This window comes from Streptomyces boluensis, from assembly GCF_009908195.1.
Classification (GTDB): Bacteria; Actinomycetota; Actinomycetes; order Streptomycetales; family Streptomycetaceae; genus Streptomyces; species Streptomyces boluensis.
This window is the reverse complement of the sequence record NZ_JAAAHS010000075.1, coordinates 1-24,674: the sequence shown is the minus strand read 5'-3', so window position 1 is coordinate 24,674 and position 24,674 is coordinate 1. Positions and strand designations below refer to the sequence as shown.

Genomic DNA, 24,674 nt, shown 5'->3' with positions numbered 1-24,674 from the left:
CCCTCCACGACCTGCACGCCGGATACGACGGCACCCAAGTCCTCCACGGAGTGGACCTCACCGTAAGAGCCGGCGAGATCCTCGCCCTCCTCGGCCCCAACGGCGCGGGCAAGACCACGACTTGCCGAGTAGCGGCAGGCCTCCTCACCCCCCGCACCGGCCAAGTGCACCTCGCCGGACGCGACGTCACCCACCACAGCCCCGTCCACCGCTCCCGCGAGGGCGTCCTCCTCGCCCCCGAGGGCCGCGGCATCTTCCCCGCACTCACCATCGACGAGAACCTCACCCTGCACCTGCCGGACCGCACCGACCGCGACGCGGTGTACGGAAGATTCCCCGCGCTCGCCGCCCGCCGCACCGTCACCGCGGGCTCACTCTCCGGCGGCGAGCAGCAACTCCTCGCCCTCGCCCCGCTGTTGCAGCGCCCGCCGAAGGTATTGATTGCCGACGAACCGTCGCTCGGACTCGCACCCCGCGTCGTCGACGAAGTGTTCCGGCTGCTCTCCGAACTCCGCGACGCGGGCACGGCGTTGCTGCTCGTCGAGGAGAAGGCCGCCGAGATCCTGGGCGTCGCGGACCGGGTGGCGTACCTGTCCCAGGGCCGCGTCTCGTGGTGCGGCCCGCGCGCCGAGGTTCGGGCGGACCGGCTGACAGAGGCGTACCTGGGGATCGCGGCGCAGCCGTCAGGACCCGGCAACCGGACGGAGGCGACCAGGCCATGACCCGATACGCACTCGAAGCCTCCGGAATCGGCGTCCGGTTCGGCGGCGTACACGCCCTGCGGGACGCCCGGATCGAGGTACGTCCCGGCGAGGTGTGCGGCCTGATCGGGCCCAACGGCGCGGGCAAGACCACCCTGTTCGACGTCGTCTCGGGCATCCGCCGCCCCGACTCCGGCCACGTCCTGCTCGACGGCGCCGACATCACCCGCCGCTCCCCCGTGTGGCGCGCCCGGCACGGAATGCGCCGCACGTTCCAACGCCAGCAACTCTTCGGCCAGCTCACCGTCGCCGACAACCTCCTCGTCGCCCAGGAGTGGCGCGGCGGCGGAGGCGGACTCGCCGCGGACGTCCTTGCCGCGCCCACCCGGCGCCGCCGTGAACGCGCCCGGCGCGCGCGGGCCGACGAGGTGCTCGCGGAGTGCGGGCTCGACGGGCTCGCCACGGACTACGCGGGCGCCCTGCCGGTGGGCCGGGCCCGCATGGTCGAGCTGGCCAGGGCGCTCGCCGACCCGCCACGGGTGCTGCTCCTGGACGAGCCCGCGTCCGGGATGGCGGCCGACGAACGGGCGCAGTTGGCGGCCGTGGTGCGCCATCTCGCCGACGAGCGGGGGTGCGCGGTGCTCCTCGTCGAGCACAACGTCGCGTTCGTGATGGAGCTGTGCGCCCGTGTCGTGGTCCTCGACCTGGGCACGGTCCTCGCGGAGGGCACGCCCGCGCAGGTACGGGCCGACGCGCGCGTACGAGACGCGTACCTCGGCACGGTGCCGGCGAACGGCCAGGCCAGACCGGGAATGCCGAGGGAGGGCTGATCGTTGAGGATGGGCGTACCACCCCTCACTCAAAGGATCGAGAGCTCGTGAGCAAGGTCCCCACGATCACCCTCAACAACGGCGTCGCCATGCCCCAGCTCGGGTTCGGCGTCTGGCAGGTGCCGGACGACGAGGCGGAGCGGGCCGTCGGCACCGCTCTGGAGGCCGGCTACCGCAGCATCGACACGGCCGCGGTCTACGGCAACGAGGAGGGCACCGGCAAGGCACTCGCCGCCTCCGGCATCGCCCGCGACGAGCTGTTCGTCACCACCAAGCTGTGGAACTCCGACCAGGGCCACGACGCGACGCTGCGCGCCTTCGACGAATCGGTGGCCAAGCTCGGCCTCGACTACGTCGACCTGTACCTGATCCACTGGCCGCTGCCGTCCCGGGACACGTACGTGGACACGTACCGGGCCTTCGAGAAGCTGTACGCCGACGGCCGTGTGAAGGCCATCGGTGTCTCGAACTTCCTGCCGGAGCACCTGCGGCGGCTGATCGGCGAGACCTCCGTCGTACCGGCGGTCAACCAGATCGAGCTGCACCCGCAGCTCCAGCAGGCCGAGTCGCGGGCGGAGCACGCGCGGCACGGCATCGTGACCGAGGACTGGTCGCCGCTCGGCCAGGGCAAGGGCCTCCTCGATGTCCCGACGATCGTGGCCATCGCGCGCAAGCACGGCAAGAGCCCGGCGCAGGTCGTACTCCGCTGGCACCTCCAGCTGGGCAACGTCGTGATCCCCAAGTCCGTGACCCCGTCCCGGATCGCGGAGAACATCGACGTGTTCGGCTTCGAGCTCGACGACGAGGACCTGGGCGCCATCGCGGCCCTCGACGAGGGCAAGCGCCTCGGCCCGGACCCGGCGACGTTCGACGTGGCCTGAGTTCGCGGTCGGCCGCAGCACGACAGACAGCCGCCGCCCTGTTCTTAGGGGCGGCGGCTGTTGTCGTACGGAGGGTCGGCGTGCGTGCCCGTCAGGGCTTCTTCGCCAGGTGCACCGTCTGGGCCGCGAGCAGGAACACATCCGGCCGGTGGTGCAGGCTCGCCGGGTCTTCGGGGTCGAGGAGCCGGTCGAGGGTGGCGGCGTCGTCGGCGTCGATGTCGTCGTCCAGGCCGCCGCGCTTGCGGTCGAGCACATCGGTGACGTGCGCGCGGACCTGCCCGGACACGGGGGCGGGCAGGTCGAGCAGGTGGGTGCGGGACTCGACGTGGGTGAGCCCCGCGGCGGTGAGCAGCGCGCCCCAGTCCTCGACCTCGTCCTTGGCCCCCGGCAGGTCGGCGCGCATCGTCTCGAACCAGTTCTCGTGGGCCGCGTCGAGCCGCGCCTGCAGGCCGGGCCTGCCGATGCCGATGGCGCGCGGCAGATACCGCACCGGAAGCCCGCCCTCCACCAGGACGAGCGTGCCGCCGGGCGCCAACTGCCGGGCGAACTCGGCGAGCGCCGCGCCCTGGTCCCCGATGTGGTGCAGCGCCATGCCGAGCCAGATCACGTCGGCCTGCCCGACCTCGGCCAGACCCTCGGGGAGTTCCGCGAGGTGGGTGCTGACCCGGTCCGCAACCCCGGCGCGTTCGGCACGTGCGGCGGTCGCGTCGAGGAGTGCCTCGGCCCCGTCCACCGCGACCACCTGGGCGTCCGGGAAGGCCTCGGCGAGCGCGCAGGTGATCACGCCGGGGCCGCTGCCCGCGTCGACGATGCGGCGCGGGTCGGGGTGCGCGGCGCGGAGTTGCCCGATGAAGTCGGCGGTCATCGGGGCGTAGGCCTCGGCCCGCCGCTCCAGCATCCCGCTCATGGCGCCCCAGTCGGCCTGCCCGTGATCGTGCCCGTGACCACTGTGCCCGCCACGCTCACCGTGCCCGTCCCGGTGCGCGCCGTGCCCCTGTCCGTGCCCGTGCTCGCCCATGCCATCGCCCCAAACCTCGTACGGATATCACTGCTCGACGCAGACGTTCAGAGTGCGACCGCAGGCCCGGCGGCGGCGAATCCCGTTGCGGTTCCGGCAAAAGAGAGCCACGGACACGCGCCGCTCAGCGCACCCCGTGCCCAGGCGCGAGCGCCTCCACGCGGGTCGCGAGCTCGAAGTCCTTCTCGGTGACGGCCCCGCCCTCGCTGTGCGTGTTCACGGCGAGCACGACCGTGTTGTAGCCGAGCGTCAGGTCCGAGTGGTGGTCGAGCTCGTCCTGTACCTGGGCGATGTGCACGACCATCGCGGTGGCCGCGGTGTGCGAGGCGAGCCGGTACGAGCGGGTGAGCTTGTCCTCGTCGAGCGTCCAGCCGGGAAGCCGGGTGAGCCGGTCGTCGATCTCCTGCCGGGACAGCGGTGCGGGCGCCATGGCCGCGTTCCTTCCTGAGAGCGGTACGGGGAATGCGCGAGGCACGCGCTGGGGCCGCCCTCCCGGTCAGCCTGCCACAGCGGGCCGCTCCCGGATCGGCTACCGTCCTGCCATGACCAGCGCCCGCCGAACACCAACTCCCGTACCGGACAAGGGAGTCGGACCCTTGCTGCGCGACTGGCGGGGCCGGCGCCGGATCAGCCAACTGGAGCTGGCCCTGCGCGCAGGTTCCTCGGCCCGGCACATCAGCTTCGTGGAGACCGGCCGGTCCCGGCCCAGCGAGGAGTTCCTGCTGCGCCTCGCCGAGCACCTCGACGTACCGGTGCGGGAGCGCAACGCACTGCTGCTCGCCGCCGGGTACGCGCCGCGCTTCCCCGAGACCCCGCTCGACGACCCGTCCCTCGACGGGCTGCGCGCCGGGCTCGACCGGCTCCTTCAGGGGTACGAGCCGTACCCGGCCCTGGTCGTGGACGCGACGTACCAGGTGGTGGCCGCGAACCGGGGGCTCGCCGTGCTCATGGACGGGGTGCCGGAGCATCTCCTCGAGCCGCCGCTGAACGCGATGCGGCTCACCCTGCACCCGGAGGGCCTCGCCCCCAAGATCCGCAATCTCGGTGAGTGGCGGGGGCATCTGCTGCACCAGATGGAACGCCAGATCGCCCTGCACCGCTCGGACGAGCTGCGCGCGCTGTACGACGAGGTCGCCGCGTACCCGGTGGCGGACCCCGGTGAGGTGCCGGAGGCGGACGAGCCGCCGGTGCCGTTCTTCGCGCTGCCGCTCCGGGTGGAGCACGAGGGCCGGATGCTGTCCTTCGTGTCGTCCATCGCGACGTTCAACACCCCGATGGACGTGACCGTCGCCGAACTCGCCATCGAGACGCTGCTCCCGGCGGATCCGGCGACGGTCAAGCACCTGCGGGACCTCATGCCCTGACGGCGTCCCCCGCCCGCACGCCCCGCAGAGCGGCGTACTGCAGGGCGGCGAACGCGGCCACGACCAGGGCCTGCAGCGGGATCCACACGGCGCCCGGCGAGCTCGGCTCCAGCCACGCGGCGAGCGCGACGACGCTGAGCACCGCCCAGGCCGCGTTGATCTCGATGACGGCGCGTACCCCGAGCACCGGCGGCCGGGGCCGGGCGGCGAGCAGACCGACGGCAGCGGCGTACAGCGCGAGCCCCACCCCGAGGCCGATCAGCAGGCCAGGGTCGATGCCGAGGAACCTGCCGAGCGGCCCCGAGACGGCGGCGTAGGCGAGGCCGTTGGCGCCGGTGACGACGGCGTCGAGGGCGAGGAAGCGGCGCAGGGCGGTCTGCGGGTCGCCGGTGCGGGCGAATCCGGTGAGCTGCTGGGTCGACATGGTCGGTTCCTTCCGTACGGCTTCACGGGTGTCGGTCCGAGTGGTGCTTGGGCCGGACACCGGAGCGGAGTGCGCCGCCCCGGGGCCCGGTACGACGACTGTGCCGGGTGGCCGCGCGGGCGTCGATTACGTCGCGGGTAAGGGTGCGGCAGCAGCGGCCACGGACGGACCCCGTGAAGGTGTAGCGGCCCGGTATCGCGCTTACGTTCGCTTGAACGCGTCTGCGCACGGACCGAGGGAGTTCGACGGTGACCGACCATGTGACGGAGCCGGGCGCCGCGCTGCTGCGCGCCGGCAAGTTCTTCCGGCGGGGCCAGGCGGCGCCCGACCTGCACAGCATCGAGCTGGTCGGCGGTCGGCAGGCCGACGCGTTCTACCGGGACCGGTGGAGCCACGACAAGGTCGTGAACTCCACGCACGGGGTGAACTGCACCGGTTCGTGCAGGTGGAAGGTGTACGTCAAGGACGGCATCATCACGTGGGAGACGCAAGCGACGGACTATCCGTCGGTTGGCCCTGACCGCCCCGAGTACGAGCCCCGCGGCTGCCCGCGCGGCGCCGCGTTCTCCTGGTACACGTACTCGCCGACGCGGGTCCGCTACCCGTACGTGCGCGGAGTTCTGCTCGACCTGTACCGCGAGGCGAAGCAGCGGCTCAAGGACCCGGTCCTTGCGTGGGCCGACATCCAGGACGACCCGGAGCGGCGGCGCACCTACCAACAGGCGCGCGGCAAGGGCGGGTTGGTGCGCGCCACCTGGGACGAGGCGCAGGAGATCGTGGCGGCGGCGCACGTCCACACCATCAAGCGGTACGGTCCCGACCGCATCGCCGGGTTCTCCCCGATCCCGGCGATGTCGATGGTGTCGCACGCGGCCGGGGCCCGTTTCCACTCGCTCATCGGCGCCCCGATGCTGTCGTTCTACGACTGGTACGCGGACCTGCCGGTGGCCTCGCCGCAGGTCTTCGGTGACCAGACCGACGTACCGGAGTCGGGTGACTGGTGGGACGCCGCGTATCTGATGATGTGGGGCTCCAACGTCCCGGTGACACGGACACCTGATGCGCACTGGATGGCCGAGGCGCGCTATCGCGGGCAGAAGGTCGTGGTGGTGGCGCCGGACTACGCGGACAACGCGAAGTTCGCCGACGAGTGGCTGCATCCGCACCCCGGCACGGACGGGGCGCTCGCCATCGCGATGGGGCACGTGATCCTGAAGGAGTTCTTCGTCGAGAAGAAGACGGAGTTCTTCGACGACTACGTCCGCAAGTTCACCGACCTGCCGTTCCTGGTGACGCTGACCGAGAAGGACGGGGCGTACGTCCCGCACAAGTTCCTGCGCTCCTCCGACCTGGGCGACGACGGCGAGGGCGGCGAGTGGAAGACCGTCGTCCTGGACGAGAACACCGGTCAACCGGCCGTCCCCAACGGCTCGTTGGGGTTCCGCTGGACCGAGTCCGGCAAGGGCAAGTGGAACCTGCAGCTCGGCTCGATCACGCCGCAGCTGTCGCTGCACGGCACGGAGGTCGCCACCGGGGTCGAGGTGCTGCTGCCCCGCTTCGACACGGAGGGCGGCACGCACGGGCAGGGCCGGGGCGAGGTGCTGCGCCGCGGCGTGCCCGCGACCCGCCTCGGCAGCCAGGAAGGCCCCCTGGTCACCACGGTCTTCGACCTGCTGCTCGCCCAGTACGGGGTGGGCCGGGACGGACTGCCCGGCGACTGGGCCGACTCGTACGAGGACGCATCGGCGCCCGGCACGCCCGGCTGGCAGGAGGCGCACACCTCGGTGCCCGCGGCGAAGGCCGTGAAGATCGCCCGGGAGTTCGCGCACACCGCGGAGAAGTCGCGGGGCCGCTGCATGATCCTGATGGGCGCGGGCACCAACCACTGGTTCCACTCCGAGACCATCTACCGCGGCTTCCTCGCCCTGCTCCAGCTCACCGGCTGCCAGGGCCGCAACGGCGGCGGCTGGGCGCACTACGTCGGGCAGGAGAAGTGCCGGCCGGTCACCGGCTGGGCGACCCTCGCGGGCGGCGGCGACTGGTCGCGCCCGCCGCGCCAGATGATCGGCGCCGCCTACTGGTTCCTCAACACCGACCAGTGGCGCTACGACCGGTTCGCCGCGGACGTGCTTGCCTCCCCCCTTGGCGAGGGCCGCTTCGCGGGCATGACGGGCGCCGACTGTCTGGCCCAGTCGGCGCGCATGGGCTGGATGCCCTCGTACCCGACGTTCGACCGCAGCTCGCTCGACCTGGGTGAGCAGAGCGTCGACGACACGGTGGCCGAACTCAAGGCGGGCACCCTCAAGTTCGCCTGCGAGGACCCGGACGCGCCGGAGAACTGGCCGCGTGTCCTGACGCTGTGGCGGGCCAACCTGCTCGGCTCGTCCGCGAAGGGCGCCGAGTACTTCAGCAAGCATCTGCTCGGCACGCACTCCTCGCTGCGCGCCGAGGAGGCCGACCCGGAGCAGCGGCCGCGCGATGTGACGTGGCACGAGGACGCGCCCGAGGGCAAGTTGGACCTGCTGCTCTCCCTGGACTTCCGGCAGACCTCGTCCACGCTCCTGTCGGACGTGGTGCTGCCCGCGGCGACCTGGTACGAGAAGCACGACCTGTCGTCCACGGACATGCACCCGTACGTGCACTCCTTCACCCCGGCCGTGGACCCGCCGTGGCAGGCGCGCACCGACTTCGACACTTTCCTCGGACTCGCCCGCAGGCTCAGCGAGTTGGCGGACGGGCACCTCGGCGTACGCAAGGACCTGGTCGCCACCGCCCTGCAGCACGACACCCCGGGCGAGACGGCGCAGCCCGGCGGGGTCGTACGGGACTGGAAGCGCGGCGACTGCGAACCGGTGCCCGGCGAGACCCTGCCGAACCTGACGGTGGTGGAGCGGGACTACACAGCCATCGGGGAGAAGTTCGCCTCGCTCGGCCCGCTCGTGGAGGAGCTCGGCCTGCCCGCGAAGGGCATCGCGCTCCGCCCCGACCAGGAGGTGCGGGAGCTGGCGGAGCGCAACGGCCGGGTGCGCGGCGGGCCCGCCGACGGGCGGCCGCTCCTGGACACCGCGGTGAAGGCGTGCAACACGATCCTCGCCCTGTCCGGCACCACCAACGGCCGCCTCGCCACCCAGGGCTTCCACACCCTGGAGAAGCGCACCGGGCAGGAGATGGCGCACCTGGCGGCGGAGGCCGAGGGCAAGCGCATCACGTACGCGGACACGCAGGCCGCGCCCGTACCGGTGATCACGTCGCCGGAGTGGTCGGGCAGCGAGTCGGGCGGTCGCCGCTACACCGCGTTCACGCTCAACACCGAACACCTCAAGCCCTGGCACACTTTGACGGGGCGTCAGCACTTCTTCCTCGACCACGACTGGATGCACGAACTCGGCGAGACGCTGCCGGTCTACCGGCCACCGCTGGACATGAACCGCCTGTTCGGGGAACCGGAGTTGGGGCCCGACGGGCAGAAACAGGTCACGGTCCGCTACCTCACCCCGCACAACAAGTGGTCCATCCACTCCGAGTACCAGGACAACCTGTTCATGCTGTCGCTTTCGCGCGGCGGGCAGTGCATCTGGATGTCGCCGCAGGACGCGGGCGCGATCGGCGTGGCGGACAACGACTGGATCGAGGCGGTCAACCGCAACGGTGTCGTCGTGGCCCGCGCGATCGTCTCGCACCGCATGCCCGAGGGCACCGTCTACATGCACCACGCCCAGGAACGCACCGTCGGCGTGCCGCGCACCGAGACCACCGGCAAGCGCGGCGGCATCCACAACTCGCTCACCCGGGTCCTGATGAAGCCGTCCCACCTCATCGGCGGCTACGCCCAACTCTCCTGGGCCTTCAACTACTTGGGCCCGACCGGCAATCAGCGCGACGAGGTCACGGTCATCCGCCGCCGCAACCAGGAGGTCCAGTACTGATGCGCCCGATGGCACAGGTAGCCATGGTCATGAACCTCGACAAGTGCATCGGCTGCCACACCTGCTCGGTCACCTGCAAGCAGGCGTGGACCAACCGCAGCGGCATGGAGTACGTCTGGTTCAACAACGTCGAGACCCGGCCGGGGCAGGGCTACCCGCGCCGGTACGAGGACCAGGAGAAGTGGCGCGGCGGCTGGGAGCTGAACAAGCGGGGCGCCCTGAAGCTGAGGAACGGCGGCCGGATCAAGTCGCTGCTCGGGATCTTCTCCAACCCGAAGCTGCCGGAGATCAAGGACTACTACGAGCCCTGGACGTACGACTACAAGAACCTCACCGACGCCCCGCTCGGCGACGACTATCCGGTGGCCGAGCCGCGCTCCCTGATCGACGGCAAGCCGATGAAGGTCGAGTGGTCCTCCAACTGGGACGACAACCTGGGCGGCGCCACCGAGTACGGCGACCTGGACCCGATGGTGGAAAAGGTCCGCGAACAAGCTCAACAGGCCGCGGACAAGGTGAAGTTCGCCTTCGAGCAGACCTTCATGTTCTATCTGCCGCGGATCTGCGAGCACTGCCTCAACCCGTCCTGCGTCTCGTCCTGCCCCTCGGGTGCGATGTACAAGCGGGCCGAGGACGGCATCGTCCTCGTCGACCAGGACGGCTGCCGCGGCTGGCGCAAGTGCGTGACGGGCTGCCCGTACAAGAAGGTGTACTTCAACCACAAGACCGGCAAGGCCGAGAAGTGCACGCTGTGCTACCCGCGCCTCGAAGTGGGTCTGCCGACGGTGTGCTCGGAGACCTGCGTGGGCCGGCTCCGCTACCTCGGGGTGATCCTGTACGACGCGGACAAGGTGACGGAGGCCGCGTCCACCAAGGACGAACACGCCCTGTACGAAGCGCAGTTGGGGGTCTTCCTCGACCCGGAGGACCCCGAGGTGCGGCGCGCGGCGGAGGCCGCGGACATCCCGTACGACTGGGTGGAGGCGGCCCGCCGCTCCCCCGTGCACGCCCTGATCAGCAAGTACAAGGTGGCGCTTCCGCTGCACCCGGAGTACCGCACCATGCCGATGGTCTGGTACATCCCGCCGCTCTCCCCGGTGGTGGACGCGCTCTCGGAGACGGGGCACGACGGGGAGGACGCGGACAACCTGTTCGGCGCGATCGACACGCTGCGCATTCCGCTTGAGTACCTCGCGGAGATCTTCACCGCGGGCGACGTGGCGCCGGTCCGTTCCTCGCTGACGAAGCTCGCCGCGATGCGCGCCCATATGCGTGCCATCAACCTGGGCGAGCGTCCCGACCCGTCGGTGGCGGACTCGGTCGGCATGGACGGACCGGAGATCGAGGAGATGTACCGCCTCCTCGCCATCGCCAAGTACGAGGACCGCTACGTCATCCCGACCGCCGCCGTCGGCGACGCCAAACGCCTGGAGGAGTCAGCGGTGCCGGACGCCTGCTCCCTCGACCACGTGGACGGCGTCGGCATGCGCGGCGACGGCCCGTTCGGCGCCGACTCGGGCCAGAAGCAACTGCCCCTGGTGACCATCGAGAACTTCCACGCCGCACGCAGACGCCAGACCACCGACGACGAGCCCGACGACGTACGGGAGCAGCAGTGAGCCAGATCCGCCGCGACCACGCGATCCTCCACCAGGCTGCGGCGTTCTGCCTCGCCTACCCCGACGACGAGTTCCACGACCGGCTGCCACTCCTGCGCGCCGCGGCCCCGCCCGCCCTCGACGCGTTCCTCACGTACGCGGAGAGCACCGAGCGGCGCGAACTGGCCGCGCACTATGTGCGGGTCTTCGACTTCAAGAACCGGCACAGCCTGTACCTGAGTTGGTGGCGCGACGGTGACACCCGGCGGCGCGGCATGGCCCTCGTCGCCTTCAAGGAGGCGTACCGGGCGCACGGCCTGGAGTTCTCCGGCGAGGAGCTGCCCGACTTCCTGCCCGCGGTCCTGGAGTTCTCCGCACAGGCCGGGCCGCACCTGCTCCTGGAACACCGGGCGGGTCTCGAACTCCTCCGCCTCGCCCTCACCGACCACGGCACTCCGTACGCGTCGGTCCTGGAGGCCGTGTGCGCGACGCTGCCCGGCCCCTCCCCGAAAGACCGCGCGGAGGCTCAGGCGCTGGCCCGCTCCGGCCCGCCGCGCGAGGAGGTCGGCCTCGAACCGTTCGCACTCATCGGGGAGCACTCATGAAGACGCTGCTCTGGGGCGGCCTGCCGTACATCGCGGTCGTCCTGCTGATCGCCGGCACCGTCTGGCGGTTCCGCTACGACAGGTTCGGCTGGACCACCCGCTCCTCACAGGTGTACGAGTCGAAGCTCCTGAACGTGGCCTCGCCGATGTTCCACTACGGCATCCTCTTCGTCCTCGTCGGCCACCTCATGGGCCTGTTCGTACCTGAGTCGTGGACGGACGCCATCGGCCTGAACGAGCACACGTACCACCTGATGTCCCTGTACGGCGGCACCGCGGCCGGCGTCCTCGCGGTCCTCGGCATCCTGATGCTGCTCTACCGGCGCCGCACCAACACCCCCGTCTTCAAGGCGACCACGGGCAACGACAAGGTGATGTACGTCGTACTGCTCGCCGCGATCGTCATGGGCATGTGGGCCAAGCTCAGCAACTCCTCGGTGAGCGAGGGCTACGACTACCGCCAGACCATCGCCCCGTGGGTGCGCAGCCTGTTCACGCTCCAGCCGGACGTCGACCTGATGGCGGGCGTCCCGCTCACGTATCAGATCCACGCGGTCATCGGCCTGCTGCTGCTCGCCCTGATCCCGTTCACCCGCCTGATCCACATGTTCAGCGCCCCGGTCCAGTACCTGTTCCGCCCGTACGTGGTGTACCGCAGCCGCGACCCGAAGCAGTTGGGCTCGCGCGGGGACCGGCGGGGCTGGGAGCGCACGGGTTCCTGACCAGCTCCGCCCCTGGCCCCGGACACACCCCTGCCGCCGCCCGGACGTACCGGACGGCGGCAGGAGTGTGATCGGGTCGGCGCTCGCTTCAGCAGACTCAGCCGACGAACTTCGCGGTCAGCGAGATCGGCGTGGCCTTGAGTGCCTGGCTGACCGGGCAGTTGGCCTTGGCGTCCTCGGCCGCCGCGACGAAGGCGGCCTCGTCGATCCCCGGCACCTGGCCCTCGACGGTGAGGTGGATCCCGGTGATGCCGGTGCCCGGCTGGAAGGTGACCTCGGCCTGTGTGACGAGCTTGGTGGGCGGCGTACCAGCCTTGCCGAGGGCGCCCGAGAGCGCCATCGAGAAGCAGCTGGAGTGGGCGGCGGCGATCAGCTCCTCCGGGCTGGTCTTCCCGTTGGCCTCCTCGGCACGGGACGGCCAGGACACCTGGAACTGTCCGACCCCGGACGAGTCGAGGGCGACCTTTCCGGTGCCCTCCACCAGGTTGCCTTCCCAGACGGTGTGTGCGGTGCGCGTCGTGGCCACGACGATTCCTTCCTCTACGGACGGTGCGGACGCTCCGGACACGGCGAGCGCCCCCACCATCCGACCACACCGGGGCCCACCGGACGGTCTGGACGGGCCGTTGGCAACCATGCGGCTGTCGCCTACTTCCTCCGGTGCAACTCGGCCGAGAGGTGATGCTGCAACGGCAGGCCGACCGCCGCGAGGTCGTGCGCGAAGGTGAGGGTGTCGGGGTCGGTCAGGGTGTAGCGGCGCCGGGTGGCCTGCACGTCCTTCGCGCTGGGCGTGGTCGCGACCTGGTCCGTGGTGAGGTCGATCGTGCCGTCGGCCACCGACCCGACGGAGATCTCCGCGATGCCGGTGGGCTGGGTGACAAGCGCCTCCACGCGCCCGTCGGGCTGCAGCCGCCACCAGCCGCTCTCCCGCGCGGCCGGGCGCAGCGGCACGTCGTCCGCGCCGAGCAGCCAGGCCCGCGCCTCGTACCGCAGGAACGGCCGGCCGTCGTGGCTGAACGTCACTTCCTGCGCGTACGTGAAGTCCTCGGCGAGCGTCGGATAGCCGCCCTGCCCGCGCCCGTGCCACTCCCCCAACAGCCCCAGCACGGGCGCGAGCAGCGGGTGCGGGGCGGGCATCGCGTCCGCGTCGAGGCTTTCGCTGTACGGGTACTCCGGGGCGGGGTCGAACACGGGTGGCGCTCCTGGGGTCGGGCGGTGGCTGGTCGGGGGAAGCCTAAGCCGACCGGGCCGATCGTTCCCTAGGGGGCGTCTCTCCGATCTTTGCGGATCAGGCCGCGGCGTCATGGGGGTCCCCCCTGCTCGAGCGCAGCCGAGAGCTTGGGGGAGCGTGCGCTCGGCGTGCGCCCGGATCGCCCTCGTACTGGACGTACTTGGGTGATTCGGGCGTGCGGCGGAGGGGGTACCTCCCTGCTCGAGCGAAGCCGAGAGCTTGGGGGCGCGTGCCTGGGGGTACCTCCCGGCCGAAGGCTGGGGGAGCGTCGTGGACCCGCAAAGATCGGGGAGACGTCCCCTAGGCATGCTCGGTCTGTGCCGTGCGGCGGCGGTGGCCCTCGTGGTCGGCGCTGCCCACCTACCCGGGTGCCTCCGCCGCCCTACCCGGCCAGTGTCAGTGCCCCCACAAGGGCCACCATCGTCACCGCCGCTGCGATACGGCCCGCGCGGGCCATGCCGGGGCGGCCCAGGCGCCGGGCGTTGAGCGCCGTGAACAGTCCGACGGTGACGGCGACCACGTTGAGGCCGCCGAGCCACCCGAAGCTGCCCTGCTTCAGCGCGAAGTACAGGAGGAGCCAGGCCGCGACGCCGCCCAGCGCCCAGGCGGCGATTTCGAGCTGGAAGCCGAGAGGGGGACCCTGCGGCCGCTCCCCGGCGGCGGTCGTCGGCACATCCTGGGGGCGGGTCTTCCGGGACAAGAGGGCTCCTGGGTTGTTCAGGCACGGGCTGCGGGACCCGTACGACCCTAGGCGGCGGTCGTACGAACCCCGCAACCACCCCTGCGTTCAGGCCCCTTGGTCCGCCGCAGCCCTCGTCTTGCGTGCCGACATCACCGCGTACACGACGATGCCGATGAAGAGGAAGACGACGCCCTGGTAGACCGCCGCGTAGCCCGCGCCGCCGACCAGCCAGAGGGAGAACCCGCAGGCGATCGCGGCGATCACGGAGTCGCGGACCAGGCGGGAGCGGTTGACGCGTTCGCCCTGGCCGGAGATCAGGTAGTAGATCTGGGCGGCGGTGGCGAGGAGGTAGGGGACGGTGGCCATGAAGGTGGTGACCGTGACGAGGAGGGTGAAGACCTCGGCGTCGCCCTTGCCCTCGCCGGAGGCGTAGTTGTAGATCGTGAGCAGCGAGGCGAGGACCACGGTGATCACCACGCCCGTGGTGGGGACGCCACGCTGCTTCTTCAGGAAGACGGTCGGGAACAGCCCGTCCTTGGCCGCCGCGAACGGGGTCTGGGCGCTAAGGAGCGTCCAGCCGTTGAGGGCGCCGAGGATGGAGATGACCGCGGCGACGGCGACCAGGGACCCGCCCCACGTACCGCCGAACATCGCGTTGACGGCGTCCGAGAACGGCGCCTCGCTGCTGATCAGCCGCTCGTGGTCGACCGTGCCGAAGACGGCGAGGGTGCCGAGGAGGTAGACGAACGCGGCGCCGAGCACACCGAGGATGGTGGCGCGGCCGACGTTGCGCCGCGGTTCGCGCACCTCACCGGCGCTGACGGCGGCGGACTCCACACCGAGGTAGCTGAACAGCAGCAGCGCGGCGGCGGCCGAGACGGCGCCGACCGGGCTGGCGTCGGGGTCGGCCTGGAAGGGCCCGAGGTTGTCGGCGTCGAAGAAGAACAGGCCGCCGACGGCGACGAGCAGCAGCGGCACGAACTTGAGCACGGTGGCGACGAGTTGGACCGCGCCGACGTACCGGGTGCCGGCGAGGTTCGCGAGGCCCGGCAGCCACTGGATGACAAGGGCGGCCAGGCACATCGTCCACCAGTGGCCGTCGATGTCGAGGAGCAGGTTGAGGTAGCCGACGGCGCCGACGGCGAGCGCGGCGTTGGAGACCCAGGAGGTGATCCAGTACGACCAGGCCGCGAGGAACCCGGCGAAGTCACCGAAGGCCTCGCGGGCGTAGACGTAGGGGCCGCCGGTGCGGGGGTCGCGCTGGGCGAGCCGGCCGAAGACCAGGGCCAGGGCGATGGCGCCGAGCGTGAGCACGCCGAAGGCGACGAGGCTGATGGTGCCGTAGGCGGCGACATCGTGCGGGAGGCGGAAGATGCCGCCGCCGATGATGTTGCCCATGACCAGGCAGGTCGCGATGGGGAGTCCGAAGCGCCGGGCGTGCTTGCCGAGTTCGCCGCGCGCTTCGATGGCCTCGCCGGTGTCGGTGGTGCTGTCGCCTCGGTCTGCCGGAGCCGGCGTCGATGCGGATCCGGAGTCGTGCATGGGGTGGTGCGCCTCTCGTCGTGCTGGGGCCCGGGATCGCCGGGCGACGGCCTATGGTCGGCCACGTCGCACGCTGCACCAAATCAGTGGGTTTTGTCCTCCACGGCACGGTCACCGACCGGAAATGTTGCGTCCGCCGGACCGGCCGGGCGGGGATTCTCCGCAGCGCCGGCCGAAGGTGGAGTGTCCAATTCCGGTTGTGTCGGGGCCGCCACCGGCACCTGCGGCCCGTCCGCCGCCTCCCGCAGCCAGCGCCGCAGCACCCGGTGCACCTGCTCGGCACCGACAAGCTCGGCCCCGTCCGGGGTGGGCGGCGAGAGGGCGAGCGGCGAGAGCAGGAAGGGGCGGCCCTGGTCACCGCCGAGTCCGCCGTGCGAGCCGATCTGCTCCTCGAAGGCCAGCACCTCACCGTCGCCCGGCTCGTACCAGGAGTTGACCATCAGATCCGCGACGTGCGGGAAGCCGTCCGTGCGGCGCACCGCGGCGACCGCGGCGGGCCCGAAGTCCCGGAGCGGCTCGGGGAGTTCGGCCGGGTCGAAGTCGGCGGGGAGCGGGTCGGGCAGCGAGTCGAGGCGGAGCTCCGCGCCGCGCGCGCCGAGCACGAGGGGCCCGTGTTCCGCGCTGCGGACGAGGACGAAGCCGATGCCTGGATGGTTGGCGAGAGTCGGAAGCAGCGCCGGGTGGCGGCGGTCCAAGTGCTCCTTCGTCATCCGGCCCGGCACGTCGGGGAACGAGACCAGGCCGAGGTTGCCGGAGGCGAGCACGACGGGCTCGGAGCCCTTGGCGGGCCGGCGCTGCTCCGCGCCCTCCTCGACCGGCCGGTGCAGCGCCGCCCGCACCGCGGCCCGCGCCTCGGCGCCGCTGTGGGTGCGCCGGGCCCGGCGCGACACGGGCAGCCCGCAGCCGGCCCGCACCAGGTCGCCGAGCGTCAGCCCGTACCTCGCGCGGAACGTCTCCCCCGGGCTCTGCCCATGGTCCGAGAGCAGCACGAGGCGGTAGTTGCGCGGCGCGTGCTCGGCGACCTTGGCGAGCAGCGCGAGGGACCGGTCGAGCCGTACGAGGACTTGTTCGGCGTCCCGGCCGCGCGGGCCGGAGTGGTGCGCCACCTCGTCGTACGCCACCAGGTCGGCGTAGACGGCGCTGCGTCCGGCGAGCATGTCCCCTATGACGGCGGCGACCACGACGTCCCGCTCGACGACGGTCGCGAAGGCGCGGATCAGCGGGTAGAGGCCGCCGCGTCCGATCCGCGGCCGGGTCCGCCCGATCCGGGCGCGGGTCGACTGGGCGAGTTCGCGGAGCACTTCGGCGACGAAGGACATCGCGGTGCGGACCGCGTTGGCCGGGTCGGAGAAGTACGCGAAGTACCCGGCGCGGGACCGGTTGGCGCGGCCGCGGCGGGCCGAGACGGAGAGGACGAGGGCGAGCTGGTCGGCGCCGCCGCTGAAGAGGTTGCCGCGGCTGGCGCCGTCCACGGTGAGCAGTCCGCCGTCGCCGGTGTGTGCCACGGCGCGGCGCTGCAACTCGGCGGCGCTGGCGGGCCGGTTGCAGACCATGACCTCGCCGGTCTCCTTCTCGTACCAGCGGAACGCGGGCACGTCGTGGTTGCTGCCGTGCAGGATGCCCAGTTGGCTGGCGCCGGTCTGGCTGGACCACTCGGTGCGCCAGGACGTGAGCCGGTGACTGGGCCGCGCGGCGGCGCCCTCGGCGGAGCTCGCGCCGAGCAGGCCCGCGACGGTGGGCATCAGGCCCTTGTCGACGGCGTCCCTCAGCACGTCGTGGCCGACGCCGTCGAGCTGCAGGAAGACGGTGCCGGGGGTGGGCGGTCCGGTGATCGCGACGGCCCGGCGGCGGCGCCGGTCCGCGAGGCGGTAGAGCCTGCGGCGGTACGCGGTGTCGTCGCGGACGGCGAGCGCGGTGGAGGTCGCCGAGGCAACCGCGGACATCACGGCCGCGACCACGACCGCCGTCTGCGGGTCGGACTCGCCGCGCCCGTCCGGGACGAGGCGGAGCGCGACGAGCAGCAGCGAGCCGTTGAGGAAGAAGACAAGGAGGCCGAGGACGAGGGCGGGCACCAGGAGCAGGGCGCGCACCACGAGGGGCCAGACCAGGGCGGTGAGCAGTCCGAACACTCCGGCGGCGGCAGCAGCCGTGACGCCGATCCGGGTGGCGCTGTCGCCGCTCGCGGACTGCAGCCGGAAGTCGGGCAGGATCCCGGCGAGCACCAGCATCGTCACGGTGCTGATCGCCCAGACGGCCGCGATCCGCCAGACGGCGCGTCCGGTCTGCCGCCACTTGCTCTCGGCCACGTCCACCTCGCGTTCCGGGCCCAGCGGTCGGGCCCGGATCCCAGACTGCCACGGGGAGCAGGGGCTCAGCCCGCCAGGAGACGTCCGTGGGCGGCGCGCTCAGCAGCCGTCGTACCCGGCCGTCGGCATCGAGAGGCGGCGGTGCACATGGGCCTTCATGCCCGCGTCGTACGCCGGTTCGGCCAGGCCCGCCATCTCCAGGCGCACCCCGCGCCGGGCGCACTCCGCGGTGAAGTCGTCCACCGAGACGAGGGCCCGCTCCAGGACGCGGCGGCTCGGGGCGACGAACAGGTCGACCAGGCCGGCGTCGACGTCCGCCCACAGGCTGACGTGGTCGGTGCGCAGCCGGTGCACGAGCAGTTCACGGGTGATCACGTACCCGCGGTCGGCGGCCCAGCGGGCGCACATGGCGTACTGGCTGCGGCTGTCCACGAGGAAGGGGTCCTGGTCCAGCTCCTCCAGCGGCGTCAGGCTGGCGATGGACGCCACGCGCACCTCACTCATGCCGTCGCCTCCTCCCCCGGTCTCGCCTCGGCTCCGTTCGCCGACCCTACTACTCGCCGTACGCTCGTAGCAGTCCATGGACGGGTGGAAGGAGGCGGCAGGTGCCGGTGGAGATCACCTGGTGGGGCCATGCCACCTGCACCGTGGCGGACTCGGGTGTCCGGGTGCTCACGGACCCGCTGTTCGCGCGGCGGCTCGGGCATCTGCGGCGGCGCCGCGGCGATGCACCGGCGCCCCGTGCGCGCACCGCCGACCTCGCGCTCGTCTCGCATCTGCACGCCGACCACCTGCATCTGCCGTCCCTCGCCCAACTGGAGCCCGGCACCCGCCTGTTGGTGCCGCTCGGCGCGGCGGACGCGGTGCCGGGGCTGCGCCGCCTCGCCGGCCTCTCGGTCACGGAGCTCGCGCCGGGCGACGAGGTGACGGTCCGCGGCCTGACGGTACGGGCGGTGCGCGCGCGGCACGACGGGCGGCGGCTGCCGTACGGACCGCACCGCTGCCCCGCGCTCGGCTTCGTGCTGAGCGGCGAGGCCCGTACGTACTTCGCCGGGGACACCGGTCTGTTCGACTCGATGGCGGACGAGGTCGGCGAGGTCGACGTGGCGCTGCTGCCGGTCGGCGGCTGGGGCCCGTATCTGGGGCACGGCCATCTCGACGCGGAGCGCGCGGCGGTGGCGCTCGCCCGGCTCGGCCCGCGCAGCGCGGTGCCGGTGCACTACGGCACGTACTGGCCGATCGGCATGGACGCGGTCCGGCCGCACGAGTTCCACGCGCCGGGTGACGAGTTCGTACGGCACGCGGCGCGGCTCGCGCCCGAGGTGGCGGTGCACCGGCTCGGGCACGGCGAGAGCGTCCGCCCGGAGGTGGCCGGGTGAGTCCGGGCGTACGGCTGTGGGAGCTCGCGGCCGCGGTGCCGCCGGAGTCGACCCAGCAGGCGGTCGGCTATCCCTCGCTGTTCGTGCTCGTGGTGGTCGGCGCGCTTGTACCGGTGGTGCCGACGGGTGCGGTGGTGAGTTCGGCGGCGGTGGTGGCGTTCCATTCGACGGCGCCGCTGTCGCTGCTCTTTGTCTTCCTGGTGGCGTCGTTCGCGGCGTTCCTCGGGGATGTCTGCCTGTACTGCCTTGGACAGCGCGGGATGCGGTCGAGGAACGGTTCGCGCTGGCTGACGGCGCTGCGCGACCGGGCTCCGGAGGAGCGGCTCGCGCAGGCGCAGGCCAAGCTGGACGACCACGGCGTGACGGTGCTCGTGCTTTCGCGGCTGGTGCCCGCGGGCCGGATCCCGGTGATGCTGGCCTGCCTGCTCGCGAAGATGCCACTGCGCCGCTTCATCCGCGGCAACGCCCCCGCGTGCCTGGCCTGGGCGGCGACGTACCAGGTCATCGGCATCCTGGGCGGCTCACTCTTCCCCGAGCCCTGGCAGGGCGTGGTGGCCGCGGTCGCACTGACCTTGCTGATCGGGGCGGTGCCTTCGGTGTGGCGGCGGGTGCGGGGGCGGCGGACTTCGGGGTCGCAGTCCGCGTGACGCGCGGCCGGGGCGCCTTAGTAAGGTAAGCCTAAGTAGACGCTTCGGCGGACGAGCTGAGCGAACTCCTCGGCGTTCCGCACCCATCGTGATCGACAAGGTGCACCGCGAACTTGCCGCCAGGCGATGACGGTGAAGGGGCAGCGGCCCCAACTCGCCCTCGTCGTACAGATCGACGAGATCTTCCGGCACTGCCCGCAGTCCCTGAACCGCGCGCGCCTCTGGGACCCGGAGAGCCGGCAGAGCGCCTGAGGGGTACGCGGGTTGCGGGTTGCGGGGCGCGGACTCCGGGTTATGGGTTCTGGGTCATGGGTTGTGGACTACGGCCTGCGCGCCGGTACTTCGGTACTTCGGTACTTCGGTACTTCGGTACTTCGGTCAGGGTCCGGGACGCTCCCACCGGCAGGTCCCACAGGTCCTCGCGCCGGTGGCCCGCCTCGGCCCAGGCCCGGCGCACCCGGAGCAGCGGTTCGAGCACCGGCTCCGCGGAGAGCAGGAACGTGGCCCAGTGCATCGGCGCCATCCGGGCCGCGCCCAGCTCGGACACCGCCCGCACCGCGTCCTCCGGATCGCAGTGCACATCGCGGAGCCACCAGCGCGGTTCGTACGCGCCGATCGGCAGCATCGCCAGGTCGATGCCGGGGTGGCGGCGGCCGATCTCGGTGAACCAGTGGCCGTAGCCGGTGTCCCCGGCGAAGTACACCTTGCGGCCGGGGCTGTTGCCGTCGGTGCCGGTCGTGAGGACCCAACCGCCCCACAGTGAGCGGCAGGTGTCGGTGAGGGTGCGCTTGGACCAGTGGTGGGCGGGCACGAACTCGAAGCGCACAGTGCCCAGTTGGGCCGACTCCCACCAGTCGAGCTCGGTCACACAGGTGAAGCGGCGGCGCCGGAACCAGCGGCCGAGCCCGGCCGGGACGAACATCGGCGTCTCGGGCGGCAGCCGCTTCAGGGTGGGGGCGTCCAGGTGGTCGTAGTGGTTGTGGCTGATCACCACCGCGTCGATCCGCGGCAGCGCCGACCAGGCGACACCGACCGGGGTGATCCGGGCCGGGATGCCGAGGATCCGCCGCGACCACACCGGGTCGGTGAGCACCGTCAGACCGCCGATGCCGACGACCCAACTCGCGTGCCCCACCCAGGTGACGGCGGTCTCCGTCGCGGTGGGCCTCGGCAGCGGGCCCGGCGCGAAGGGCAGCAGCGCAATGTCCTCGAGGCCCGCCGCGTCGGGCCGGGTGGCGCCCTCGCGGGCGAAGCGGGCGAACGCCTTCACACCGGGCAGCGGCGCCGTCAGCCGGTCCACGAAGCTCCGCGGCCACTCCCGCGGCTCACCGAGCGGGCGGGGCGCGACGGGGCGACCAGCCGGTCCGGTCAGCGGTGCAGGCCCGGTCGGCGGTGCGGCCGGCGGTGCGGAACGGGAAGTCGTCGACTCCGACTGCTGCGTCATCGGGGCGGCTCCATTCGCCGAGCGGTGTCCCGGAGTTCGTCCAGGGCCGATCCGAACATGCTCAACGCACGCCGCACATGCGGCAATTCGAGGGGCTCGGAAGCGGCGAGGGACGCCAGCTGCTCCGTCGCCGTGGCCCCGAGCAGCGGGGCGAGCGTGAGCCGTGCGCGCAGCGCCCCCAGGTCGTCGCCGAAGCGATGGCCACCCGGCACGGGCAGGCCCAGCCGCCGGGTGAGGTGGTCCTCCAGCTCCATGGCGTCGCCCACTCCGTACCGGGCGAGTCCGCTGCGCAGCGGCTCCAGGTCGACGTACAGATGCCGGCCGGCCTGCGGCGGGCGGGCGAACGCTCCGGCCGACCGCACCAGGCGGTACGCGGCGTCGGCCACGCGCGCGTACAGCGCGACGGTCGCGGCGCGGCGCGCGGTGACCCCGTCGGGTTCCGCGAGGGCGTGCACGGCGGCCGCGGCCACCGGGGCGGCGACGACCGCGCCCAGTCCGGTGAGCGCGTCCAGGGTGCGGGCGCGCAGCTCGGTGCCCTCGGCGGTGGCAGCGAAGCGGCCGACGGCGGCGGGCCAGTCGCCGGGCAGGAACCCGCCCGCCAGGTCCGCGATCACGGTGACCCGGCCGGGCGCCATCTCGGCGGGGCTGATGAGCACCGTGTCGTGCGGGTCGTGCACGGTGTCGCGCCAGGTCTCGTCGGAGACGATGTGCAGCCCCTCGCCGAGCGCCGCCTCGACGGTCTCGTGCAGCACCTCCGGCGGCGGCACGGTGGCGGTCGGGTCGTCCGCGACGCTGAGCAGCACGACCCGAGGCCGCCCGCCCTCGTCGCGCACCCGGCGCACGGTCTCCAGGAGCGCGTACGGGTCGGGCACGCCGCCGCACTCCGCGGGGGTCGGCACCGAGTAGGTGCGGCGCCCGACGAGCCGCGCGGCCGGCGCCCACCAGGCGGGGCACGGCCGGGGCAGCAGCACATCACCGGCGAGCGCGGCCGTCAGGGCGAGCAGCAGCGGGGCGGCGCCGGGCGCCGCGACGGTGTGCGCCGCGTCGGCGGTGAGGCCACGCCGCTCCCAGTAGCCGCTCGCCGCCTCCCGCAACGCGGCCGATCCGCCGGGCACTTCGGTCGGCCCGCGCCCCGCGGCGGCGGCGAGCGCCGAGGCCAGTTCGGGCAGCACAGGCAGTCCCGGTTCGGGTGCGGGCGGCGCGAACCGGACGGGTCCGTGGCCCTCCGGGTCAGTCCGCCGCATACGTGCCTCCGCTGCTCGGGTGCCTCGCCGTGGATGCACGGGCGATACGTCCATACGTCACGTCCAGGCGATACGTCCATACGTACCGCCGACGGCCCGCGCGCGCACCGCGTGGCGCCGGGCGGGGGCGGGGCCGGACGCCGTTCGCGGTGCGGTGGGCCGGTCAGTCCTGCGCGGACCCGGTGCCGCGGCGCGTGCGGTAGTAGGCGTAGCCGAGGGCACCGACGATCAGCACGCCGCCGGTGATCATCGTGGTCTGGGAGTCGGTGAAGCTGCCGCCGATCCCGCCGCGTACGGGCCCGTTGTGGCCGCCGCCGCGGGACACCGTGAAGCTCGCGCTCCACTGGCCGTCGCCGGGGCAGGTGCCGTCGACGCTCCACTCGGAGGTGGAGCCCACGCCGTTCGGCCCGTTCTGGTTGAAGCCGCTGGTCTCGGCGATGTGGGCGGTGCCGTTGTACGCGGGGCCGACGCCGGGCATGGACCCGTTCTCCACCTTGTGCAGCCGCACGCTGCCGCTCGTGAAGGCCTGCGAGTTCGCGGTGATCGTCGACGGTGCGGAGGGGTTCCCCCTACCCGGACAGGACACGGAGATGGTGACGGTGCCGCCGGGGGCGACGGTGCGCGGGCTGACCTCGGCCGCGGTCTCCCCCGCGAACGCGAGAGGGGCTGCCCCCACGACGGCTGCGCAGGCGACAGCGGACGCGGCGAGCGCTCGGGCGGTACGCATGGACGGTGCTCCTTCGGCAGGGTGCCGCGGTCGCGAGGCGCGGGGTGTCACTGCCGCTGTCGCGAGGGCGCGGGGACCCGCGCCGTGCAGCCATCGAAACCTGACCGTCCCTCAGCCGCCCGTGAGCGGACACCATTCGTGCGGCGGGGACCGCCGCACGGGTGAGCCCGCGCACGTGCCGTGGTGCCGCACGGGTGAGCCCGCCGACGGGCGGTTGCCCGACGTGCCGTGGTGCTGCACGGCTGTGGTGTCAGGGCCTCCGGCCCATCAGGCACAGCAGTTTCGTCTGCACGTCCGCGTCCGGCGGCGGCTGCACCGGCTCGGCGAACAGCCCGCTCTTGGCCAGGTCGGCCGCGTACGGCGAGACCTCGCGCACCGCGAAGTCCACCAACGGGTCCGGCAGCCGCTCGTCGGCGCCGATGCCGCGGGCCAGGTCCCAGGCGTGCACCACCAGGTCGGTGATCATCTGCCCGAGGTAGTGGGTGGCCGGGGACGGGCCGTACGACAACTGGACCGTGCGGTCGAGGGCGCCGGGTGCGGCGAACGCGGCGCGGGCCGCCTCGGCGGCGCCGTCCCAGACGGCGGCCGGGTGCGGGCCGAGCACATCGCCGTCGAAGGCCGTGCCGACGGCGGCGACGCTCGTGCCGTCCCGTACCAGGGCGGGCACCCAGAGCTGTTCCGCGGTGAGGTGGTTGACCAGGTCCCGGACCGTCCACTCGGTGCAGGGTGTCGCCGCCTCCCACTGGTCGGCGGCGACCCGGTGCACCCGGTCGGTGAACACGTCGAGGGCTTCGGCGTGCCGGGCGAGCAGAGTTTCGTGACGTCCACGGTGAGCCATACCGGTCATTCTTCCCCCACGCACGGACGCTCGCGCGCGCAGCTCGTACGTACCGTCCGGTCCTGCCCTTCGAGGCTCCCGGTCCGCTCGCCCGTGCGAGGATCCCCCGCATGGCTGAGCTGAGGGAACTGCTCCCCGTGGAGGCGGTACGGCTCGACGTCCGCGCGGCCGACTGGCGGGCCGCGGTGCGTGCGGCGGGCGACCTGATGGTGGCGACCAGTGCGAGCACCGACGCGTACACCGCCGAGATGATCGACAACGTCGTGGCGAACGGGCCGTACATCGTCGTCGCGCCCGGCTTCGCCTTCGCCCACGCCCGGCCCTCGCCCGCGGTGCTGCGCACCGGCATGGCGTGGGTGCGGCTTGCCGAGCCGGTGGAGTTCGGGCACGAGACGAACGATCCGGTCGACCTGGTGGTGGCGCTCGCCGCGGCGGACCCGAGCGCGCACACCACCGCGATGGCGGCGCTCGCCCGGCTGCTCGGGGACCCGGAGACGGCCGCGGCGCTGCGCGCGGCCCCGACACCCGAGGCGCTGCACGCGCTGCTCGGCGGCGGGGCCCGGCC

Annotated in this window: 24 protein-coding genes and 1 pseudogene; 12 read left to right on the top strand and 13 right to left on the bottom strand. The window is 72.5% G+C overall.

Features of this window, described 5'->3' with window-relative positions:
• The 3 genes from GUY60_RS12820 to GUY60_RS12810 all read left to right on the top strand — a co-directional run.
• On the top strand, positions 1-722 hold a 722-nt coding region (locus tag GUY60_RS12820; RefSeq protein ID WP_246234873.1), incomplete at its 5' end, for an ABC transporter ATP-binding protein.
• Positions 719-1,531 (top strand): ABC transporter ATP-binding protein, encoded by an 813-nt coding sequence (locus tag GUY60_RS12815; RefSeq protein WP_161697080.1) that lies wholly within the window; start codon positions 719-721, stop codon positions 1,529-1,531. The genes GUY60_RS12820 and GUY60_RS12815, both read left to right, overlap by 4 nt.
• A 47-nt stretch (positions 1,532-1,578) precedes the next feature.
• Positions 1,579-2,412 carry an aldo/keto reductase gene (locus tag GUY60_RS12810; protein ID WP_161697078.1) on the top strand — a complete coding sequence of 278 codons (834 nt, stop codon included), beginning with the start codon at positions 1,579-1,581 and terminating at the stop codon, positions 2,410-2,412.
• A gap of 91 nt (positions 2,413-2,503) precedes the next feature.
• Here the strand turns inward: GUY60_RS12810 and GUY60_RS12805 are convergent, their stop codons facing one another.
• Entirely contained in the window at positions 2,504-3,430 is a 927-nt protein-coding gene (locus GUY60_RS12805) for a class I SAM-dependent methyltransferase (RefSeq protein ID WP_161697076.1), read from the bottom strand.
• Between the two features lie 124 nt (positions 3,431-3,554).
• On the bottom strand, positions 3,555-3,860 hold the full coding sequence (locus GUY60_RS12800; RefSeq protein WP_161697074.1) for a 4a-hydroxytetrahydrobiopterin dehydratase: 306 nt from the start codon (positions 3,858-3,860) through the stop codon (positions 3,555-3,557).
• A 112-nt stretch (positions 3,861-3,972) separates the two neighbouring features.
• Between GUY60_RS12800 and GUY60_RS12795 the strand changes: the two genes are divergently transcribed.
• Positions 3,973-4,794: a helix-turn-helix domain-containing protein gene (locus tag GUY60_RS12795; protein WP_161697073.1), complete on the top strand. Its 822-nt coding sequence runs from the start codon at positions 3,973-3,975 to the stop codon at positions 4,792-4,794.
• Here the strand turns inward: GUY60_RS12795 and GUY60_RS12790 are convergent.
• A complete protein-coding gene (locus GUY60_RS12790; protein WP_161697071.1) occupies positions 4,784-5,218 on the bottom strand; it encodes a hypothetical protein in 435 nt (144 codons plus the stop codon). The two genes, GUY60_RS12795 and GUY60_RS12790, sit on opposite strands and share 11 nt — an antisense overlap.
• Positions 5,219-5,466: 248 nt before the next feature.
• Here GUY60_RS12790 and GUY60_RS12785 point away from each other — a divergent pair, with 248 nt between their 5' ends.
• From GUY60_RS12785 to narI, 4 genes are read left to right on the top strand one after another with little or no spacing between them, the layout of a single operon-like run.
• Positions 5,467-9,144, top strand: coding sequence for a nitrate reductase subunit alpha (locus GUY60_RS12785; protein WP_161697069.1), 3,678 nt, complete (start codon positions 5,467-5,469; stop codon positions 9,142-9,144).
• Positions 9,144-10,763 carry a nitrate reductase subunit beta gene (gene narH / locus GUY60_RS12780; RefSeq protein WP_161697067.1) on the top strand — a complete coding sequence of 540 codons (1,620 nt, stop codon included), beginning with the start codon at positions 9,144-9,146 and terminating at the stop codon, positions 10,761-10,763. Before GUY60_RS12785 ends, narH begins: the two co-directional genes overlap by 1 nt.
• On the top strand, positions 10,760-11,347 hold the full coding sequence (narJ, locus tag GUY60_RS12775; RefSeq protein WP_312866282.1) for a nitrate reductase molybdenum cofactor assembly chaperone: 588 nt from the start codon (positions 10,760-10,762) through the stop codon (positions 11,345-11,347). Before narH ends, narJ begins: the two co-directional genes overlap by 4 nt.
• On the top strand, positions 11,344-12,069 hold the full coding sequence (narI, locus tag GUY60_RS12770) for a respiratory nitrate reductase subunit gamma (protein ID WP_161697065.1): 726 nt from the start codon (positions 11,344-11,346) through the stop codon (positions 12,067-12,069). The genes narJ and narI overlap by 4 nt, the downstream gene beginning before the upstream one ends.
• A gap of 97 nt (positions 12,070-12,166) precedes the next feature.
• Here the strand turns inward: narI and GUY60_RS12765 are convergent, their stop codons facing one another.
• The 6 genes from GUY60_RS12765 to GUY60_RS12740 all read right to left on the bottom strand — a co-directional run bounded on the left by GUY60_RS12765 (position 12,167) and on the right by GUY60_RS12740 (position 18,334).
• On the bottom strand, positions 12,167-12,595 hold the full coding sequence (locus tag GUY60_RS12765; protein WP_161697063.1) for an OsmC family peroxiredoxin: 429 nt from the start codon (positions 12,593-12,595) through the stop codon (positions 12,167-12,169).
• A gap of 122 nt (positions 12,596-12,717) precedes the next feature.
• A complete protein-coding gene (locus GUY60_RS12760; protein WP_161697061.1) occupies positions 12,718-13,260 on the bottom strand; it encodes a nitrobindin family protein in 543 nt (180 codons plus the stop codon).
• Between the two features lie 422 nt (positions 13,261-13,682).
• Positions 13,683-14,000 (bottom strand): hypothetical protein, encoded by a 318-nt coding sequence (locus GUY60_RS12755; protein WP_161697058.1) that lies wholly within the window; start codon positions 13,998-14,000, stop codon positions 13,683-13,685.
• A gap of 87 nt (positions 14,001-14,087) precedes the next feature.
• On the bottom strand, positions 14,088-15,524 hold the full coding sequence (locus tag GUY60_RS12750) for an amino acid permease (protein ID WP_161697055.1): 1,437 nt from the start codon (positions 15,522-15,524) through the stop codon (positions 14,088-14,090).
• An 83-nt stretch (positions 15,525-15,607) separates the two neighbouring features.
• On the bottom strand, positions 15,608-17,752 hold the full coding sequence (locus tag GUY60_RS12745; protein ID WP_161697084.1) for a phage holin family protein: 2,145 nt from the start codon (positions 17,750-17,752) through the stop codon (positions 15,608-15,610).
• Between the two features lie 177 nt (positions 17,753-17,929).
• On the bottom strand, positions 17,930-18,334 hold the full coding sequence (locus GUY60_RS12740; protein ID WP_161697053.1) for a hypothetical protein: 405 nt from the start codon (positions 18,332-18,334) through the stop codon (positions 17,930-17,932).
• Between the two features lie 101 nt (positions 18,335-18,435).
• On the opposite strand from GUY60_RS12740, the gene GUY60_RS12735 reads away from it, so the two are divergent.
• The 3 genes and pseudogenes from GUY60_RS12735 to GUY60_RS12725 all read left to right on the top strand — a co-directional run.
• A complete protein-coding gene (locus GUY60_RS12735) occupies positions 18,436-19,209 on the top strand; it encodes an MBL fold metallo-hydrolase (protein WP_161697051.1) in 774 nt (257 codons plus the stop codon).
• Entirely contained in the window at positions 19,206-19,856 is a 651-nt protein-coding gene (locus tag GUY60_RS12730; protein WP_312866279.1) for a DedA family protein, read from the top strand. Before GUY60_RS12735 ends, GUY60_RS12730 begins: the two co-directional genes overlap by 4 nt.
• A gap of 123 nt (positions 19,857-19,979) precedes the next feature.
• A pseudogene (locus tag GUY60_RS12725) lies at positions 19,980-20,108 on the top strand (pyridoxamine 5'-phosphate oxidase family protein); the annotation flags it as partial.
• Positions 20,109-20,148: 40 nt separating this feature from the next.
• On the opposite strand, the gene GUY60_RS12720 reads toward GUY60_RS12725, so the two are convergent.
• The 4 genes from GUY60_RS12720 to GUY60_RS12705 form a co-directional block, all read right to left on the bottom strand.
• Positions 20,149-21,300, bottom strand: coding sequence for an MBL fold metallo-hydrolase (locus GUY60_RS12720; protein ID WP_161697049.1), 1,152 nt, complete (start codon positions 21,298-21,300; stop codon positions 20,149-20,151).
• Positions 21,297-22,544: an aminotransferase class I/II-fold pyridoxal phosphate-dependent enzyme gene (locus GUY60_RS12715; protein ID WP_161697047.1), complete on the bottom strand. Its 1,248-nt coding sequence runs from the start codon at positions 22,542-22,544 to the stop codon at positions 21,297-21,299. The genes GUY60_RS12720 and GUY60_RS12715 overlap by 4 nt, the downstream gene beginning before the upstream one ends.
• Positions 22,545-22,707: 163 nt before the next feature.
• Entirely contained in the window at positions 22,708-23,271 is a 564-nt protein-coding gene (locus GUY60_RS12710; RefSeq protein WP_161697045.1) for a hypothetical protein, read from the bottom strand.
• 250 nt (positions 23,272-23,521) lie between these two features.
• Positions 23,522-24,109: a TIGR03086 family metal-binding protein gene (locus GUY60_RS12705; protein ID WP_161697043.1), complete on the bottom strand. Its 588-nt coding sequence runs from the start codon at positions 24,107-24,109 to the stop codon at positions 23,522-23,524.
• 110 nt (positions 24,110-24,219) lie between these two features.
• Here GUY60_RS12705 and GUY60_RS12700 point away from each other — a divergent pair.
• Positions 24,220-24,674: PTS sugar transporter subunit IIA (locus tag GUY60_RS12700; protein WP_161697041.1), on the top strand; the 455-nt coding region annotated here is incomplete at its 3' end.

Excerpts from the sequence above, each read along its gene's own strand:
- GUY60_RS12705 (WP_161697043.1), bottom strand. The coding sequence starts at position 24,109 with ATGGCTCACCGTGGACGTCACGAAACTCTGCTCGCCCGGCACGCCGAA.
- GUY60_RS12720 (WP_161697049.1), bottom strand. The coding sequence starts at position 21,300 with ATGACGCAGCAGTCGGAGTCGACGACTTCCCGTTCCGCACCGCCGGCC.
- GUY60_RS12745 (WP_161697084.1), bottom strand. The coding sequence starts at position 17,752 with ATGCTGGTGCTCGCCGGGATCCTGCCCGACTTCCGGCTGCAGTCCGCG.
- GUY60_RS12800 (WP_161697074.1), bottom strand. The coding sequence starts at position 3,860 with ATGGCGCCCGCACCGCTGTCCCGGCAGGAGATCGACGACCGGCTCACC.
- GUY60_RS12795 (WP_161697073.1), top strand. The coding sequence starts at position 3,973 with ATGACCAGCGCCCGCCGAACACCAACTCCCGTACCGGACAAGGGAGTC.
- GUY60_RS12750 (WP_161697055.1), bottom strand. The coding sequence starts at position 15,524 with ATGCACGACTCCGGATCCGCATCGACGCCGGCTCCGGCAGACCGAGGC.
- GUY60_RS12710 (WP_161697045.1), bottom strand. The coding sequence starts at position 23,271 with ATGCGTACCGCCCGAGCGCTCGCCGCGTCCGCTGTCGCCTGCGCAGCC.
- GUY60_RS12790 (WP_161697071.1), bottom strand. The coding sequence starts at position 5,218 with ATGTCGACCCAGCAGCTCACCGGATTCGCCCGCACCGGCGACCCGCAG.
- GUY60_RS12740 (WP_161697053.1), bottom strand. The coding sequence starts at position 18,334 with ATGAGTGAGGTGCGCGTGGCGTCCATCGCCAGCCTGACGCCGCTGGAG.
- GUY60_RS12715 (WP_161697047.1), bottom strand. The coding sequence starts at position 22,544 with ATGCGGCGGACTGACCCGGAGGGCCACGGACCCGTCCGGTTCGCGCCG.
- GUY60_RS12815 (WP_161697080.1), top strand. The coding sequence starts at position 719 with ATGACCCGATACGCACTCGAAGCCTCCGGAATCGGCGTCCGGTTCGGC.
- narI (WP_161697065.1), top strand. The coding sequence starts at position 11,344 with ATGAAGACGCTGCTCTGGGGCGGCCTGCCGTACATCGCGGTCGTCCTG.
- GUY60_RS12805 (WP_161697076.1), bottom strand. The coding sequence starts at position 3,430 with ATGGGCGAGCACGGGCACGGACAGGGGCACGGCGCGCACCGGGACGGG.
- narH (WP_161697067.1), top strand. The coding sequence starts at position 9,144 with ATGCGCCCGATGGCACAGGTAGCCATGGTCATGAACCTCGACAAGTGC.